The following is a 17,084-nucleotide window of genomic DNA, read 5'->3' as shown; positions in this document are numbered from 1 at the left end:
AAGTTCAACGTGGATCAACAACAAAACTCATTGTCTATAGTTTATAAGGAGTGATTGTTAGAAATGGGGCGAATTAGAGAAGAAGACTTTTTGTATTCTTTGATAGAGTATTTAGAAACTGAAGGAGAACATGAAATATTAAGATTGTTAGATAGATGTGAACTTTCTTTCGACTATACATCACAATTTACCAGAATTAAATGGAATCAGTGTAGCGTTTATTTACAGATAAGGATTCCCATAAATACAAAGAAAGAAATTGAAAGGAAAAAAAAGGAATTAGAAAAAGCTTGCATGGCCCTATTTCCGGATGATGATGACTACGCTTTAATGGGAATTAGCTTTGGTTTATTAATATCGAAAGCGAATGGAAATATAGAAGAAAAGCAAACGGATGAAGTTAATTTGCCTAGTAGAAATCAAGTTTATGAAAATCTAATTACTAAATTAAATAAAACAAATTTGGACTCAATAGAAAAAGATTATTTATATGAGGCATGTTTATGTGCTAGGAAAGGGTATAATTTGTCGGCATCGACAATGTTAGGTTGTGCAGCAGAACGGATGTTATTACTTTTATGTAAAGCATATTTAAAATACTTAAAAAACGGTAATGGATCAGTGAAGGAAATTAGCAATTTTGAAAATAATGTTTTAAATGCAAAAAAAGCTCATGCACGACTTGATGGATTTATTAAATCAGTAACCAATAAAGAAAAACTCTTTGAAGAACTTGGATTGGAAAATTCAAATCTACATTTTAGCTTTTTAGATATTATTCGCCAAGTTAGAAATGAGTCAGGGCATCCAACAGGTGTTAAAATAACCTCTGAGGACCTTAATACAATTTTCGGTAACTATCAGTTGCTAATAGAAAGAGTGCATCCTTTATTAACTAAACTACCTTTAATAATGCCAGAATAGATTAAGCATTAAAATGAGTCATTTTATTATTGGCTCATTTTTATTTTTTGTTGATGCATAGTACAAGGATACTGTATATGAGGAAATAAAGGACGATACAATAAAATTGGTAATCGTCCTCTCAGTTATAGGGGCGAATGATCGCTTCTTGTGCCTTACAATTCTTTTAGAAAGGGGAATTATAGGTTAATTTGCTCCTCAAATTAGATACTGGGAGGCTGTTCATGTAGTCGTAGCTTCGCCTCTCCTGCATAGACGTTTCGTTTATATACTATATCAACAAACTGGAGTTTTTATTTCGATTCTTGAACTTCTTTCATCAATTTTTCAGGTTTCCTTCTTAATCTCCATAGCTCATTTCTGTGTCTTATCTTTACACTTGCGTTATTTGATTTCATAAATTGGTTAATTTTTATGGCAGAAAAGCCTTGCATCCTTAAATACCGCTCTAACTCTCTGATTGTAGCTTGTACTTTTTCAAATACAAGACGGCTTTCAGCCTCATCTTGATTGATACCCCAATACTTATTTAAAACGCGTATAATTTCTTCATCATCAACATTTGCATCATACAGTGCTGCTATGGTATTTTTGATTCCTATTTCAATTGCATTTGAAAAGGCTGCCTCTCCAGCTTGATTTAAACTATCTCCGTATATCTCTAAAGCTAAATCTGCAACAAATTTTCCACCTGCCGCTAAATATTCCTTAACATCATCACTGCTGATTTCTGACATATCTCCGTTCCTCCAATTACATATATTCATATCTATCGTCTTGTTTCTAAGCCCAATTATAGCACTATTTTGTGTAGAATTATTTTTTCGGTACTTCATTAGTTCATGCCTTATCAAGTATTTAAATAAGCACTATTTCCCAACTTATTAAACTAAACTGCACCGTTAGATGCGGAAGCTCCAATTGTACTAAAAAGCAGTAATGTGGAATAAGAAAATTGTTATTTGCTTCATAAGGAGCAGACTAAATACTGTGCAATAAGCTCCTCATTTTTAAAGGAATGTGTAAAGGATCTTAAACCTATAATTAATAACTTTCATTGAATTATTTATAAGTATCTTTTGGTTTCCTTATTTAGCTAACTTTGTTTCTTTTATTTCATTTAGATGTTTGGGAGTTAATATGCTATATGTTTTAAGTTTGTGCTAATTGGGTGAAAATAAATAATAATCTATATAATAAAGGTGGTATAGAGGTGGAATACTCATCTTTTTATGTTTATTTTTATTACAACAAAGATAATGAACTACTGTACATTGGTAAGACAAAGGATGTAAGAGGTAGATACGATAACAGAAGGGAACACTGGAAATCAGGAATTGACAAAATTGGAGTTAGAGAGTATCCAGATGAAGCAATTATGTGTCTATTCGAAATGTTTTATATCTGTACTATGCCATCTATATATAATAAAGAGTACAAACAGCTTGGTGAAACAAAAGTACAAATTCCTGATAACTCAGAACTGCAAATTTATTCTTTGTCCCAATTTAAAAAGAAATATCCCCAACTTAAACAGTTAAATAGACCAAAAAGACATAGACGTACCGTTGAGGGGAAATTAAAAACAATTGAACATGACTTGCGCTCAGAACATTATAATGTGGTTAAACAATTGAAACAAATAGATTTATTCGAATCTAATACTTTAAATATAGATTTGGATAAAACTGTATTCAAATGGCGTAATATTTACTTCAGTTTTTCAGATTTTCTACTTAAAATAATTAGCTCTCCGGAAACCTTTAATTTAGGTACATACCAAGTTTTTAGAAATGCAATAAATAGTCCTGTGTGCAATTTTAATATAAAGATTATAATAGATTATTTTAAACAAGGAGTCTATTTCAGAAAGAATTGATAAATTTTTTACGCATTTTCTGAAAAACTACATCCCGATATGTGTTTCTCCAAGTGTTTCTCTAAATTTTTACGGTTATTTGGAAAATGGTATGGATGTAAGTGGTTCATTAAGCCTTTTATATTTTTCTGGGACGGGGCTTTGTGGTACGGTAAGAAATAAATATGATAAGATAACCAGTTTGACCATTGATTTCGATCAAAAGAGGGGAATTATTAGTGATAAAAAAACGTATTTCAAGGTTGATTTTGAACAATTTTATCAGCATTTATTTACATTAAATTGACTGTACCAATTTAGCTGTGTTTAGGTTTTGAAGTGTAACTAAAAATTAATTTGGAGATATGAATTAAATCTTAATGGAAGAGTGCCAAAATTCTTTTTATTGCTATCAAATAGAAGGTGTTGCATTAATAGAGGTTATTAAAATTGATTAAAAGTCAAAATATTTATGAGCTTTTCTAATACAAGTGATATGCCTTAAAACATTTTGTAACTAATATTGAAAGTTATCCCTCGTCTATACTGCACAGAAGAATACAGTTCATAAAATAGTGTAATACATATAGGACAGTTTATATTGTAAATCTTAAATGGGGTTAATACTCGTTTTGTAAAATAAAATTTCCCTTTAAATTAGTGGACTAGAGTATAAAAGTTATGATTATAATATATATATCCGCACTTAATAGCGGTTCAGTGGGATATAGGTACTAATCCACCCGAAATCCACATAGACAAACCCACTCGACAATTGTTGAGTGGGTTTAATATTGTAACGTTAATAAATTTAGCTCTCCAATAGAATAATCGTCTGCCAAAGATTTTTATAATGATTTAAAGTTCCTCCAAACCCTCCCCCAGATGGTTGGGGGAGAATAAGTTATTCTACAAAGATGAAAATAAATAAAAAACCCCAGAACCTTGATGTAACAAGTTTTCTGGGGTTTTTGTATTGCTCTTTAATGAGCAAATTAATTAACGAGAGGAGTGATAGATGGTTTGGTTCAGTATTTCTTCCCAGAATGGTGAATAGGCAAGACTAAAACGTACATCTCTATATTCTTCTTCAAACCTTTCAAGAAATAAAGTATTTTCTTCAAATGTGTTAATAACTTTAGATAAGTTGTCTAAAGCTTTATCCGCTCTAAAAATAGCTTGGTGGTCATAGTCTGGAACCCAACCATCATCCCATTTTATATACCCTTTATTCTCTAGTATCTTTAAGCTAGAAAGGTCTTCTTGCTCTTCTATGAAACCGCCATACCGATTGTGCTTTCTGGCATGAAACAGGATACTCGAAACGTATCTTGGTAAAGGTTTAAGTTCGTCTTTGGTTTTTTCAACAGCATCCATAAAAGTTTCCCATTCATCCAATCGTGCGAAATCAAAGGCTTTTACTTCTTCTGCATCTTTAATATTTCGTAATGCTAAGATTTCCTCTTTCGCTTTAGTTAGCTCTTCTTCTGTTTCTGAATAAGCTGCTTTATATTCTGCCAATTCTTGTTTTAATTCTTTCACTGCTTCGACTGAGAACTTTTCCCTCTGTTTCATAGTATTGATAAAGGGTGTAAGAGTAACATTATAAAAACTCTCTGCACGAGATGTAAATCTTACTATATTTACATCTCCTACCTCCTTCTTTTTCATAGCTTCAGCCAAGCGAGAAAGGTCCTTTACAGTATTTAAAGTAATTGCTTGAGCCCAAGTACGATAAGGGGTATTACTAAGTGCATGATGGTCTAAAGGTGGGATGATAACTGGAACTAGGGCTTTTTGATTTACCCATGCTGCACCTAATTCGCATAGGCAGAATTGACTCTCTAAAAAGTTGGGAGTTATTAAAGGCATTATGATTTTGGCTTCCTCCACACCTTTGCGTATCTCTTCAATCCAATTACCTCCCACTTCCAGCTCCTCATCAGATGTTAGAAAGAAATCATCCCTTGTTATATTAAATTGAGTTTGTAGCATATCCATCAAATTAATTGCTAGGTTTTCGTCTTGACTTGAGTGACTAATAAATATTTTTGACAAACTGTTTCCCCCATTTAAACAAAAAATAGCCCTTGCTGGTATTCGAAATCAGAAAGGTCTTTAATATAAAAATAATTTTATCCTCTTAGGAAAATTTATACAACTTTAGAATTATCAAAGAGTAACAAAAAATGTTTCATTGAGGGATTGTTTTATTAATACTTTGGAAAAAACTTTTGTCAAAAGAATTTTTATTAAAGTATTTGTTAAAGTGCTTTTGGGTATAATTTATTTTTTCAATAAAACGAAAAGGTCCTCTCATTTAATGATTAACTCCAAAAAATCATTTTACACAAATTTTACACAAGCCCTTCACAGCCTTGTAAAATCAGTGTTTATTAAACAATTTATATCCCGACTACCAAGTATTCAAGTGCAACATAGGCAATAAAATAGCGAACATAGTATTCATGGGAGCTAGTCTGTGACTGATAATAGATTAATTAGAAACAGCATTGGGAGGTAAATCCCAATGCTGTTTTTTGCCTCTTAAATAACCACGGTGATCAATATCGTAAGTACTCGGTAATAGGTAAAGACATTACATTAGCTGCATCAATTTTCATGCCACAATAAAGCAGTTTTAAATATTTAAAAAGTTTTATTAGTAAAACTATTTATAGATTACAAGAATGAGAAGACCTAAATTGTAGAAGGTCTTCTTTTTTATAGTTTTAAAAAGGAAGGAATTTACAGACTTTGGAACTATGTATAGAATAAAGATAAAGTATAAAAAAAGGCTGGAATAATGAGATCTCTATTATTCTTGAACTTATATTAAAGTGAAATCTAAGAAAGTTATATAAGAGGAAGTTTCAGAGAAAAATTTATTTCTTTCAATTATGAAGTCCAGTGAGTATTAATAATCGCTTTAATATGGTCTATAATCGTGCAGTAGCTTTTGAGGAGACTTTTGTAAATGCTAATGTCTATGATCGTAAGGCGATGACATTGAAACTTTTAAAGATTATAAGCTTACTATAAAATAACGATTTAGTAAGTAAAGGAAGTGATGCAAATGAGTAAAAATCTAGATGATCTACGTTCTCATATTAATGATAATTTTCGTTTCGGTAGTAAAATAGAGCATAAAATTGTTGAGCGTTGGTTTAAAGAATACACACTTGAAATTGAAGAAAAGTTTGCCGTTTATGATGAACTAGATTCTTTGCAAATAAAAATCATTGATCTTCCAAAAACTGTATTTAAGGCGAAATTATTGAAGTTGTTTAAATGTATTGAGCTAGAAAATGAAATTAACAGAAGTATTCTTATAAAATGGTTCAAACAAAATAATCTAGATGAAGGTATACAAGAGAATATTCTATGCGATCTAACGAGAAGAGGCTATATCATTATAGACGATACACCGCAAGAGAAAAATGAAATTGGTTTTGATATACCTGATGATTTATTAGAAAATGATTTAGATTCTTTATTGGATGACGACAGCTTTATTGAACATGTTGATTCACTTGAAGATGTTATTGATAAGTCATGGAATATTGAATATTTAAATCAAATACATTCAGGTGATGAATCAAAACGAAATAAGTCATTTAGCAATCTAGTTAAAGCGAATAGAAAATTAGTTTGGAAGATCGTGAAGCAGTATTCAGGCTTAGCAACAGTGGGATTCGATGTGAATGATATGTATCAAGTTGGATTTATTGGATTAATAAAGGCTGCAGAAAAATTCGATGTTTCCTTGGGTTATCAGTTTTCTACTTATGCAACTTGGTGGATAAGACAAGCGATTACTAGGGGGATAGCGGATTATTCAACATTAATACGAATTCCAGTTCATTATAGAGAAAAAATGAAGAAATTCATAAAAATCGAGAATGAATTGTGGAATGAATTGGCTAGACCTGCTACAACCATAGAGATTTCTAAGGAAATGGAAGAACCCATTAACGTTATAGAAGAATTACGCTTTTATATTTCACAAAGTAATTTAGAAAGTCTTGATCGCCTTGTTGGAAAAGATGGAAACACATCATTAGGTGAATTCGTGTTAGATGAAAATTCAAACATGCCTCATGAGGAATATTGTAAAGTTGAATTAAGAAATACAATTGGTGAGATCTTTCAATCGAATTTAACGGAGAGAGAAATGCAAGTTTTATATTATCGTTTTGGATTTAATAACGATGAAACAAAGACATTGGAGGATATTGGACAAATTTTCAATTTGACAAGAGAAAGAATTCGACAAATAGAAGTAAAAGCACTTAATAAGCTTAGAAAACCAAAAACGACTACAATATTAAAGGAGTATTTGCATGAATATTGAAAAAAGAATTGAGGAAATAGTGGTACAAAATGGACCATCTATTGTTGTTTTAAAAGGTTTTGACACAAGCGAATTAAAAAGAGAGAAAAAGTACTTTTCGTTTAGTATAGACTACTTCGATACAGTAGATTTATCGACCCTACAAGAACAAGTAATAGAAGATCTTATCCAACATCGTACTTTTACAGATGCTTATTTATGGATGACGATTGAAGAATATCAGCTATTTAAAGATCAAGAAGCTATTAATAAAATGCCCGTATTGGTAATCGAAAATAATCTGTTTGAAAAACAGTACCCATACAGAGGTTCACTGTCAAATGTTGAGAGCATTTATCATTACCTATATTATCAAGAAGATAATGAATTAGAAAATGATCAGTTAAAAATATTAGAAAACGTCTCAAAATTTTATGGACAAATTGATTATTCGAAGCACAGTGGAAATTATTATGTGACGTATCCAGAATATGATGAAAAACCAATGACTTTTAAATATTATGATGAGAATGATTATGACTTTAAATTTAGCGAAGATTACCCTACCGAAAATATTTTACAAATAGAATTATCGGATGATGAACTTCCATTTTTAGATCTTATTATGAACATTATATTAAAAGAAGATTCCAATCATGTTTTATTTGTTTTATCAGGCGCAAATGAGCTACTACCTAATAACTATTTAGCACGAATTAATATTCTCGCTAAAATTTCTGATATAAATATTTATTTTACAACTTTATCAATAAGAAGAAAGGTAATAGTGAATGAGGATGCCTATGTAAAAATATTGAATGATGTTTATGGGTACGATGATTACAAAGAAATTGAGTTTTATAAAAACATAGAGAGTCAATCTAAAGAAACGATAAATATTTCACAAGTTCAAATTATCGATGATATAGTCAATCAGGCAGAAAAAGCAATGTATGGTGAAGATTTTCGAGATATATATATAACTGCAGCAACAGGAGCAGGAAAATCAGTGATGTTCCAAATTCCGGCATTATATTTAGCGGATAAATATGCAGATGATAAGCCTTTAACTTTAGTTATATCACCATTAATTGGTCTAATGAATGATCAAGTTGATAGTATGCAAAGAAAAGGGATTAAAAATTCAGCAACAATAAATGGAAATACTCCACCTTATGAAAAAGAACGTATACTTGATGAAATTCAAAATCAGAAAGTTGATATTTTATACTTATCTCCAGAAACTCTTCAAGCTCGATCCGATATTAAAATGCTTATTGGTAATAGAAATATTGGTGTGGTGATTATTGATGAGGCTCATATTGTAACTACTTGGGGAAAATCGTTTCGCTCTGACTATTGGTATTTAGGTATTTATCTAGCAAAGTTAAGAAAGGAGTATAAATTCCCTATCGTTACTTTCACTGCAACGGCTATATACGGTGGACGAGAAGATATGTATTTAGATACGAGAAATAGTCTTAATATGATAAGTCCTATTTCATACTTCGGAAAAGTTCGTCGTGATGAGTTAATTATGGTTGTTCAAAGTAGTGAAAAAGATTTAGAGAAAGAAGGAAGGGATTATCGAAAAACGAAGCACGCGTTAGCGTTAAAACACTTAAAAAAAGCTCATAAAAACAAACAAAAATCTTTAGTTTATTTTCCAACAGTAAAATTGTTGACAGATTTCAAAACCTTTTTAACGCAAAATGCACCAGATCTTGCTGAAGCTACAGGTAAATACCATGGAGGCCTTTCAAAAGAGGAAAAAGATGAGGTTTTATATCAATATGTAAGTGGAGAATTACAATTTGTTTTAGCAACCAAAGCCTTTGGAATGGGGATCGACATTCCTGATATTACAAATGTTTATCATTATGCTCCTACTGGCAATGTCGTTGATTATATTCAAGAAATCGGAAGGGCAGCCCGAGATAAGAAAAAAGTTGCGAACGGATATGGTTTAATTGATTTTCTAAATCGTGACATGAACGAGGTTAAACAGCTATACGGTATGTCAGCTATTAGAAAGAATCAAATAATAGAGGTTATGAAAAAAGTTTTATCAGTATATAAAGAAAAGAATTATAACCGTAACTTAATTATTAGTCCAGAGGATTTTAAATATATCTTTGTTCAAAACAAACGTGATGAAGATTCATTAGACAATAAAGTGAAAACAGTTTTATTAATGATTGAAAAGGATTTTTCTTCACCAAATAAGCTAGGGTACTCGCCATTTGTCGCGAGACCAAGAAGTCTATTTGGGAACGATTTAATTTTCGTTACTCCTGAATTAGAAAGAACATTTATTCATTCAAGATTAGGAGGGTATTTTAGCAAGCTATACGAAATACAGAGTGAGAGTTATTCTGCTGTATATCAAGTGAACTTGAGTGGAATATGGGAAAAATATTATAGAAGTATGTCTTTTCCTAGTTTCAAATTTGCTTTGTATTCAGCAGAAGAAAGAGCGAAACTGAAGCATAAATCTATTTTTGAAAAGCTTATATATGTGTCAGGTGTAGAAGTAGGGTTGAATAACAATGAATCAGTTGAGTCAATTGTTTCTGAGTATAATTTAATCTTACAAGGATTTGAAACATTCGTTAATATTTATAAAATGTCTGGAAAACATTTTTCGGTAGATGATCTTGGATATCATTTTATGAAAACATTAAAAATCTCTGATAAGTTTGAAGCAATGACCTTTGCACAAACAGTTATTAATGCAGCATTTGAATACTCTAAGATCAAAGAGATTAAATTCATATCTGAACGTCCGAGCAGTGGAGATTCTAAACCGAAGTATATCATTTACAAAGATGGAGATTTATTCACGACATTCATTAAGAGAGGCTTGTTAGCAACTTTGAAGCCGAGTGATAATTTTGTTGAGCATGATCGGGATATACTTACATTTTCCATGAGGGCAAATAGTGTTGAATTAGATGCGAAGTTAGCAGCACTTGGAATTGGGGAGAGTCGAAAGTTATTAAATTATCAGGTTGTGGGTGGAAACAACCCACAAATATATTTAAGGATGAACTCAATTTATCCATTAGAAAAAGCTATTAAACAAGGTGATTTTTATCAAAATAGAATATTAAAAGATGTTCAAGATAAACATTATACAAGTGTTGAAATGTTGAAGTATCTTTTTACAAAAGAACAAGAAGGAAATTCGCCAAAAGAGAAGATTCTAAATTACTCAAAGTGGTTTTGGGATAATATAGAAGATTATTTTATGGGGATTCTACCAAGTGAAGTAAAGAACGCTTTAAGTAAACCGAAAAAATAAAGTCTATCATTTTAAAAAGCTAAGTGTCAAACCATTTTCACTTTCTAATTCAAGTGAAAATGGTCAGTCGCCCGGTACATTACACATGAAAAATGAAAAGACCTAATAATTATTGATTAGATTGTAAAGAATTATTAGGAGCAATATTTTAAATATATATTTATATGAGTATTAAGTTATAAAAAGTAGGCATTGGTATTTTACCTTACCAATGCCTTTTTTGCCTCTTAAATAACCACGGTGAACCGTACCATAAGTAAGTTAGGTTCTCTTAATGGTTTAAGGTTGTCCTTACCTGGTCTAGTGCACTGAGAAATGATCCGGATGCTCTAGAGGGGAGTTTTTTCCTAATCTTTACACCATTCAGTTTACATTTTACTAAATAGCAAAAAGGAATTTAATCAGGTTTCTCAAAAAAAGGAATTCCTTTAATAAATTTAATGATAAAACAAGGGAGGAGGGGACAAAATAGAAGAAATATATTTCAACTAAGACTTTTTATGCAAAAGTTGTCGAATAAGGGTGTAAATACTGCCCTTTTTTACTTTTTCTATTGGTACTAATTTTCCTTCAATGGTTACTGCAGGTAGTTCAGTTATTCCATATTGTACTACCTTGGATTCCATTATATCTTTGGTATAGGGGTTACTAGCATCATATACGAGTAAAGAACATCGCGAGCATGCATAATCTTTCACTTGATTTTCGAGTTCATTCGAAAAGCGCTTGCTATCTGTGAAAATTTCTATGTTTTTGCTCATCAATATCACCCTTTTTTAGTTTTTTTAATACAGGACAATCATGTTTATCCCTTGGGGAAGATTGGTTAGGACGAGAGGTTCCTAGTTCTAACAGCGATTTGAAATATTCCAATCTAGAAATTTTCTCGTTTATTTCATTAATTTTTTCTATAGAGAATGCATACATTTTATCTGCTGGAAAATAATCATCCTGTTTAATAATTGCTAAGATGTATTTGATTTCGTTTAAGGTAAAGCCAATTTCCTGAGCCCTTTTGATGAGTAATATATCATCTACAGCTGATTCTAAAAAAAGCCTATACCCTGAACGGTTCCTTTCTGGCTTGGAAAGAAGTCCTCTCTTTTCATAATATTTTATAGTTTCAATATTTACATTAGCTGCTTTGGCCACCTGGCTAATTTTTAGATATTTCAATTCTGCCATCTCCTCCCAAAATTATCATACACTCGGTACTATAGTACGGGGTCAAGGAAAAATAAGTAAAAAGTTAGGAATTTATATATTTTCTTCATGCAATCACTTAAATAAGAAATTTTTAAAGATGATAAATATATGAGGAAGTAGAACATATCCATTTTTTACAATTTTACCAAGTTTAGACACTTATATAGTACCACCGGAAATACATTGCTTAATATTTATAAAATTACTGTTCAGGTATCACGGTTTAATATTTGAAATTAATTCAACCTATACAATTTAAACGATTATCAGAATGCAAGAAAGGTTTTAGATTACTATTCTAAATAAAAAAGTACTTGTTATGTAATTTAACAAGTACTAATCATTAAGCTTTCAGGTTATCAAGGTCTATTTATTAAATGTACTATTGCCATTATTCAAGCTATCATTGAATGGACGTGAACGATTTAACCCTTTTATAATCAAGTAAATAGGGAAAATCAATTCAAAAAAACCTCCTGGAGTAAAGAGCCATATAGGAGAAAGTTCTGAGATAAGCGTTATCATTGAATATATCAATAAACAGAGATATCCTATAATCCCTAGTCCCATCATCCATTTTGGTGCTAGCCTTTTCTTCAGCAAATACCAACAATAATAGCTGCTAAATGCCCCAAGAGACAACATAGCTAGTGAAAAGCAAAGCTCCCTGAGCTTGAGGATTGGTTCAATATTGGCTTGAGATAGTAATAACACACTTATTGCTCCGACTGCTAATAAAAATCCTTCTATAAATCTTGCAAACATATACCCTTTTATAATTGTCTTATTATAAGACTTTAAAACTTTAGAACTCATCCAACCGATTATAACAACTGCAAAGCTATTAATTAATTCAAAAACAATTCCTAATCTTGTGGAACCTAGTTCTAGTTGGCCGTGTACCCCATTTTCAATCATTTGATTTCCAATTGCATAGGTGACAGTCGCTAATAAAAAACATAACCCAATAACTTTTTCATACCTTCTAAACTGTTTTTCCATGTTTTATCCATTCTCCCTTTAGTAAAATAAAAAAACGTGTTAAAATTTTCTGAATTTTAAATAGAAAGGTGATTTGCAATGAATTACATTGTATTTGGAAAATTAATTTTAGCCGAAACATTGAAAAAAATGACTGATCTAAATGATGATGATATTTCAGAATTGATTACGCAAATACCTATACAAAAATATAAAAAGGGGACAGTCCTATTAAAACAAGGTGATAAACCAGATATGAGCTATTACCTTATTAAAGGTTGTGTTCGTCAGTATGTCAGTAACGAAAACGGAAAAGAAACCACAGTTGACTTTTATATAGATGAACAAGCTATCAATATAGTCAGCTATGCTGATGAGGACGGTGACTCTATGTACAGTCTCGCATGTCTTGAAGACTGTATCATGGTATCATGTCCTGAAGTGATGACTCGTGACTTAGATAACACACAACCTGAATTCAGAGAAATGCTCAAAATATTCTTTCAAAAACAGTTCATTGACTTACAGAAAAATTACGCAAGCTTTAAGGCACAATTACCTGAAGAAAGATTTCAAGCATTGGTAAAAAAACGTCCTGAACTTCTAAAAAGAGTACCTCAAACCATTCTGTCAAGTTATTTGGATATCACCCCAGAAACCTTTAGTCGTTATAAAAAAACATTGATGTGAACTTAGAATAAAACATAAATGAACGTTTTTCCTTGATTTGAATCAAGTTTTCTAAGTTTAATAAATTCTTTAAGGTGTATCAGGTGAAATAGGATAGACTCTAGTAGATTGTTGTACTTGCACTAACTTTATAAGGGGTTAGTTGTAGCGGAATTACGAGACTTCTACCGGTTATGTTGGAGAGGTGGACTCATGAAGGTGCTTGCGTATCCACCCAGAGGAAAGCAAGTACTCATGTTGCAACGACTTGAGTTAGGAGATAATGTAAATAATAGTACTAAAAAATACTATATGCCAGCTACTAAAGCTTACTGACATATAGTATTTTTCCTTACTTAGCTGCTCTTAAAATCTGTAGTAGGGTACAACTGAGAATGATCCACCAGATTTAATAATTTCCGTTATTCTACTTCAATGACTTCAAAATATTGTTTCGAATTTGTTCATTTACATGTTTGTTCAAAGGTAAGCTAAGTATGCGATTATGATCGTTATTTAAGACATTTGTCTCTGAATCCGACCCCAGTGCCCAAACAGCTACGTACTCCTCCCGTATCTTCCTTGCAATTTCTTCTTGATTTATCTCATGTGGGCCGTACAGTTCGTAAGCTGTTAAGCGGGGCGCTTGCACTTTATTTAATAGCTTTGCTCACTTTTAACTTCTTTCCTTTGATAGTCGCATTCTCCATGGCTTGTAAAACTAGTGAGCCCTTGCCATTCAGAATATCAACATAGGACATTTGATCATGGATGGTGATAATGCCGATATCCTCTGCTGTGACTCCAGGAATTTTTGCGATTGTTCCAACAAAGTCTACAGCACGAATTTTCTTCTTCTTACCACCGTTGAAATGGAGTTTCATAATACCTTGATTGATTCGGGCTGTTTTATTATTTCTGACAACTCGTCTGCCGGTAAGTTTTTCTTCGAAAGCAGCTTTGCTATCAGCCACTTCTAGATGGCTTGGAGCTTCTGTTGTAGGTAGCTCAAAGCCGATGTATCGTTCAATGGCTTTAATGAATTTTCCTTCAAAAGGTGTCGAAAACGTAATGGCCTTTCCTTTATTTCCGGCACGACCTGTTCTTCCAGTTCGGTGTACATAGCTCTCTTTTTCCATAGGAACGTCATAGTTGATGACAAGTGTCACATTATCAATATCTATACCTCGGGCAGCGACATCAGTGGCCACGAGATAGCGGAAGTTCCCCAGTTTGAAACCTTCCATAACAGAGAAACGGTCTTCTTGTTCTAGACCCCCATGGAGTCTCTCACAGGGATATCCAGCTCTATCTAGTTCGCTATACACAGTATCAACGTGTTCTTTGGTTCGGCAGAAAATCAGGCAGCTATTTGGATTTTCCACAACCGTCACGTCTTTAAGGAGTGAGATCTTTTCTTCTTCTCTCACTTCAATTAAAGAATGTTCAATGGTATCGGCTGTCACCCTGGTCGATTCAATCTCAATCTGAACAGGATCTTTCATATATTTATAGCAAAGATTTTCAACATCTTTAGGCAGAGTTGCAGAAAAAACCATCGTTACACGGCTTAAAGGCAGCTCTTTGATAATAGCTTCCACTTGATCGATGAAACCTCTATTAAGCATCTCATCCGCTTCATCTATGATAAGATACTTTATTTGATCCAAAACTAAGGTTTCTCGGTCAATATGGTCCATGACTCGTCCAGGGGTACCCACGACTACATGAGTTTTTTGTTTTAATTCATCCTTTTGTTTCGAAAAAGGTTCTTTTCCATAAACGGCCACTGCTTTAATGCGTTTAAACCTTCCGATATTCGTCATATCTTCGCGGACTTGAACTGCAAGCTCCCTAGTTGGCGTAAGAATCAAGGCCTGTGGGTTTTTCTCTTCCCATTCAATCATATCGGAAACAGGGATACCAAAGGAGGCGGTTTTTCCACTTCCTGTTTGGGCTTTTACGACAAGATCTTGATTTTTCATTGCTAATGGTATAACTTCTCTTTGAACTTCTGTTGGAGTTTCATATTTTAACACGGTTAGTGCTCTTTTGATTTCTTCACTTACATGGTAGTCCGTAAAACTTCTTTTACTCATTTTTAAACCTCATTTTTTGGTTTTTCGTCATATGTATAGAATTCTCTTCAAGAATTATTATATGCATGATCTGAATATGGTTCATTATACTAGAAAAGTGCGGGGCAAAACGGCTTTTATTTTTAATTTTGATTCTGTTAAATTTTAATTGTTAATTTTACTAAAAGCTATTTGACTTGACTATAATCCTTGTCAAAAGAACTGCGAAGAGGTAAGTGACTATGAACAAGTCATTCGTATTTGAAAAGGAGACGAATGGATTAGTGATAGGTTTAATGAATATTACTATTGGTGAAATGCACCTGAGTATAGATCTTACTGAGATTTATTTTAGATATGAGGGCGGTGAGGGAACCGTACCACAAGTAATTTAACTTTAATCCAATACCTCTCCAAAGCTATGGGGAGGCTAAAAAGTTTACAATGAAAATTGTTTTATTGACAAATATAAAAGAAAGTGATTGACAATTTTAGGTAAACTTTTAAACTATAGTTGACTCTATCCTCAGAACTTTCTGCACTATATTTTCTCCATTCGAAATTACATTTCCCACATTTTTACTTCACCCATTTATACCTACTAATTTTTAAAAGAGTGCGTGCCATTTAAATATATAAAGGAGAGATTGTTTCGTGGCATCATAGTATGTATGCTGTTAAATGCTCATGTTGTGGACGTTCTGCATTTGAAGATTTTTATTACAAAACTTATGAGCAGTACATTTTTTGTATGAGGTGCGGATATTATTACGCCAAAACAATTGAATAAGTCGAATATAAGGAAGAGAAAATTGAATAGCGTGGAATGCCTTTACTAGAAAATAAAGATGGAAGTTGGAGGTCTTTGAAGATAAATTGAAGAAGATTTGAGGATGGAGGATTTATTGGATAGGAGGAACGATGCATTGGGATTTGAAGAAGATTATCAGGCCTTTATGAATGCTCACTTGCAAGCAAGAACCGGAGAACGATTACGGCGCTTACAAGAAGGGCACAGCCAGGCTGAAAGGTTGTTTTTGGAGCAAGTATGGTGGCCCTCATTTTACCATTTTCAATATCTCCATCCAGAATATGAGGTCAATGATTTCAAGGAAGACATTAGGTTTTTGGATTTTGCTTATATTCGTCCTGGCATCCGGATTTGTTTTGAGATTGACGGGTATGGTCCTCACTTAAAGAATATAAGCAGATGGCAATTTTCTGATAATCTAGAACGTCAAAACCAGTTGGTGATTGACGGATGGACCGTGATCCGCTTTTCTTATGACCAAGTTAAAGAGAAACCTCGACGATGCCAACAAATTATTCAGCAAGTGATTGGCCGTTGGCTAGGTGAAGAGCTGGACCAGATCTCTCTTTCCTTTGTCGAAAAGGAAGTACTTCGGTTTGCAATTCGCAAAGGAGAAGAATTATACCCAATAGAATTGCAGAAGTATTTGAAGCTAAGTGACAAGACGGTAAAAAAGGTACTTTCTCAACTAGTCGAGAAAAAGATGCTGACTCCCGCATCTGGAGTTAAGAGGGTTCGTTCTTATAGGTTAGGGAATCAGGTTAAGCACCTGATTTGATAAAAGACGGAAAAACTCCGCTTATATTGCTAACATCATTAAAAATAGCTTAAATAGACGGAAAAATTCCGATTATTAACCCGAAATATGTGAAAATGGTGGATTTTAATTTGAATAAACGGAAAATTTCCCCTTATATCCT

At 32.6% G+C, this 17,084-nt stretch carries 14 protein-coding genes; 8 read left to right on the top strand and 6 right to left on the bottom strand.

Annotated elements, in window-relative coordinates:
- Nucleotides 1-63: 63 nt before the first annotated feature.
- Nucleotides 64-924: a hypothetical protein gene (locus ACEWK1_RS14795; RefSeq protein WP_212135223.1), complete on the top strand. Its 861-nt coding sequence runs from the start codon at nt 64-66 to the stop codon at nt 922-924.
- 293 nt (nt 925-1,217) lie between these two features.
- Here ACEWK1_RS14795 and ACEWK1_RS14790 read toward each other — a convergent pair whose 3' ends face one another.
- On the bottom strand, nt 1,218-1,661 hold the full coding sequence (locus ACEWK1_RS14790) for a hypothetical protein (RefSeq protein WP_212135225.1): 444 nt from the start codon (nt 1,659-1,661) through the stop codon (nt 1,218-1,220).
- Nucleotides 1,662-2,137: 476 nt separating this feature from the next.
- On the opposite strand from ACEWK1_RS14790, the gene ACEWK1_RS14785 reads away from it, so the two are divergent.
- Complete coding sequence (locus tag ACEWK1_RS14785) at nt 2,138-2,803, top strand: GIY-YIG nuclease family protein (RefSeq protein WP_212135227.1); 666 nt, start codon at nt 2,138-2,140, stop codon at nt 2,801-2,803.
- A 978-nt stretch (nt 2,804-3,781) separates the two neighbouring features.
- Here ACEWK1_RS14785 and ACEWK1_RS14780 read toward each other — a convergent pair.
- The gene (locus ACEWK1_RS14780; RefSeq protein ID WP_212135229.1) at nt 3,782-4,840 is read right to left on the bottom strand and encodes a toll/interleukin-1 receptor domain-containing protein; all 1,059 of its coding nucleotides are present in this window, start codon (nt 4,838-4,840) and stop codon (nt 3,782-3,784) included.
- A gap of 1,018 nt (nt 4,841-5,858) precedes the next feature.
- Between ACEWK1_RS14780 and ACEWK1_RS14775 the strand changes: the two genes are divergently transcribed.
- Nucleotides 5,859-7,136, top strand: coding sequence for a sigma-70 family RNA polymerase sigma factor (locus tag ACEWK1_RS14775; RefSeq protein WP_212135231.1), 1,278 nt, complete (start codon nt 5,859-5,861; stop codon nt 7,134-7,136).
- On the top strand, nt 7,126-10,419 hold the full coding sequence (locus tag ACEWK1_RS14770) for a DEAD/DEAH box helicase (RefSeq protein WP_212135232.1): 3,294 nt from the start codon (nt 7,126-7,128) through the stop codon (nt 10,417-10,419). Before ACEWK1_RS14775 ends, ACEWK1_RS14770 begins: the two co-directional genes overlap by 11 nt.
- Before the next feature lie 488 nt (nt 10,420-10,907).
- On the opposite strand, the gene ACEWK1_RS14765 is transcribed toward ACEWK1_RS14770, so the two are convergent.
- The 3 genes from ACEWK1_RS14765 to ACEWK1_RS14755 all read right to left on the bottom strand — a co-directional run bounded on the left by ACEWK1_RS14765 (nt 10,908) and on the right by ACEWK1_RS14755 (nt 12,627).
- Complete coding sequence (locus ACEWK1_RS14765) at nt 10,908-11,180, bottom strand: hypothetical protein (protein ID WP_121664062.1); 273 nt, start codon at nt 11,178-11,180, stop codon at nt 10,908-10,910.
- Nucleotides 11,149-11,604, bottom strand: coding sequence for a MerR family transcriptional regulator (locus ACEWK1_RS14760; protein ID WP_212135233.1), 456 nt, complete (start codon nt 11,602-11,604; stop codon nt 11,149-11,151). Before ACEWK1_RS14760 ends, ACEWK1_RS14765 begins: the two co-directional genes overlap by 32 nt.
- A 387-nt stretch (nt 11,605-11,991) precedes the next feature.
- Nucleotides 11,992-12,627: a DUF4386 domain-containing protein gene (locus ACEWK1_RS14755; RefSeq protein WP_416636448.1), complete on the bottom strand. Its 636-nt coding sequence runs from the start codon at nt 12,625-12,627 to the stop codon at nt 11,992-11,994.
- A 78-nt stretch (nt 12,628-12,705) separates the two neighbouring features.
- On the opposite strand from ACEWK1_RS14755, the gene ACEWK1_RS14750 reads away from it, so the two are divergent.
- The gene (locus tag ACEWK1_RS14750; protein ID WP_416636447.1) at nt 12,706-13,296 is read left to right on the top strand and encodes a Crp/Fnr family transcriptional regulator; all 591 of its coding nucleotides are present in this window, start codon (nt 12,706-12,708) and stop codon (nt 13,294-13,296) included.
- A 192-nt stretch (nt 13,297-13,488) separates the two neighbouring features.
- Nucleotides 13,489-13,611 (top strand): hypothetical protein, encoded by a 123-nt coding sequence (locus ACEWK1_RS14745; RefSeq protein ID WP_416636446.1) that lies wholly within the window; start codon nt 13,489-13,491, stop codon nt 13,609-13,611.
- Nucleotides 13,612-13,928: 317 nt separating this feature from the next.
- On the opposite strand, the gene ACEWK1_RS14740 is transcribed toward ACEWK1_RS14745, so the two are convergent.
- On the bottom strand, nt 13,929-15,374 hold the full coding sequence (locus ACEWK1_RS14740; RefSeq protein ID WP_416636445.1) for a DEAD/DEAH box helicase: 1,446 nt from the start codon (nt 15,372-15,374) through the stop codon (nt 13,929-13,931).
- Between the two features lie 221 nt (nt 15,375-15,595).
- Between ACEWK1_RS14740 and ACEWK1_RS14735 the strand changes: the two genes are divergently transcribed.
- Nucleotides 15,596-15,748, top strand: a complete 153-nt coding sequence (locus ACEWK1_RS14735) for a hypothetical protein (protein ID WP_162987519.1) — start codon at nt 15,596-15,598, stop codon at nt 15,746-15,748.
- A gap of 531 nt (nt 15,749-16,279) precedes the next feature.
- Complete coding sequence (locus tag ACEWK1_RS14730; protein ID WP_121664057.1) at nt 16,280-16,942, top strand: DNA-binding response regulator; 663 nt, start codon at nt 16,280-16,282, stop codon at nt 16,940-16,942.
- Nucleotides 16,943-17,084 lie beyond the last annotated feature (142 nt).

The organism is Metabacillus sp. YM-086 (genome assembly GCF_048059995.1).
In the GTDB taxonomy this organism is placed as follows: Bacteria; Bacillota; Bacilli; order Bacillales; family Bacillaceae; genus Metabacillus; species Metabacillus litoralis_B.
Note: the sequence above shows the minus strand (reverse complement) of the source record. Positions and strands in the feature narration are given on the sequence as shown.

What these genes read in the sequence shown, in the direction of transcription:
- ACEWK1_RS14795 (WP_212135223.1), top strand. Translation starts at nt 64, where the DNA reads ATGGGGCGAATTAGAGAAGAAGACTTTTTGTATTCTTTGATAGAGTAT.
- ACEWK1_RS14790 (WP_212135225.1), bottom strand. Translation starts at nt 1,661, where the DNA reads ATGTCAGAAATCAGCAGTGATGATGTTAAGGAATATTTAGCGGCAGGT.
- ACEWK1_RS14775 (WP_212135231.1), top strand. Translation starts at nt 5,859, where the DNA reads ATGAGTAAAAATCTAGATGATCTACGTTCTCATATTAATGATAATTTT.
- ACEWK1_RS14770 (WP_212135232.1), top strand. Translation starts at nt 7,126, where the DNA reads ATGAATATTGAAAAAAGAATTGAGGAAATAGTGGTACAAAATGGACCA.
- ACEWK1_RS14765 (WP_121664062.1), bottom strand. Translation starts at nt 11,180, where the DNA reads ATGAGCAAAAACATAGAAATTTTCACAGATAGCAAGCGCTTTTCGAAT.
- ACEWK1_RS14760 (WP_212135233.1), bottom strand. Translation starts at nt 11,604, where the DNA reads ATGGCAGAATTGAAATATCTAAAAATTAGCCAGGTGGCCAAAGCAGCT.
- ACEWK1_RS14755 (WP_416636448.1), bottom strand. Translation starts at nt 12,627, where the DNA reads ATGGAAAAACAGTTTAGAAGGTATGAAAAAGTTATTGGGTTATGTTTT.
- ACEWK1_RS14750 (WP_416636447.1), top strand. Translation starts at nt 12,706, where the DNA reads ATGAATTACATTGTATTTGGAAAATTAATTTTAGCCGAAACATTGAAA.
- ACEWK1_RS14745 (WP_416636446.1), top strand. Translation starts at nt 13,489, where the DNA reads ATGAAGGTGCTTGCGTATCCACCCAGAGGAAAGCAAGTACTCATGTTG.
- ACEWK1_RS14740 (WP_416636445.1), bottom strand. Translation starts at nt 15,374, where the DNA reads ATGAGTAAAAGAAGTTTTACGGACTACCATGTAAGTGAAGAAATCAAA.
- ACEWK1_RS14735 (WP_162987519.1), top strand. Translation starts at nt 15,596, where the DNA reads ATGAACAAGTCATTCGTATTTGAAAAGGAGACGAATGGATTAGTGATA.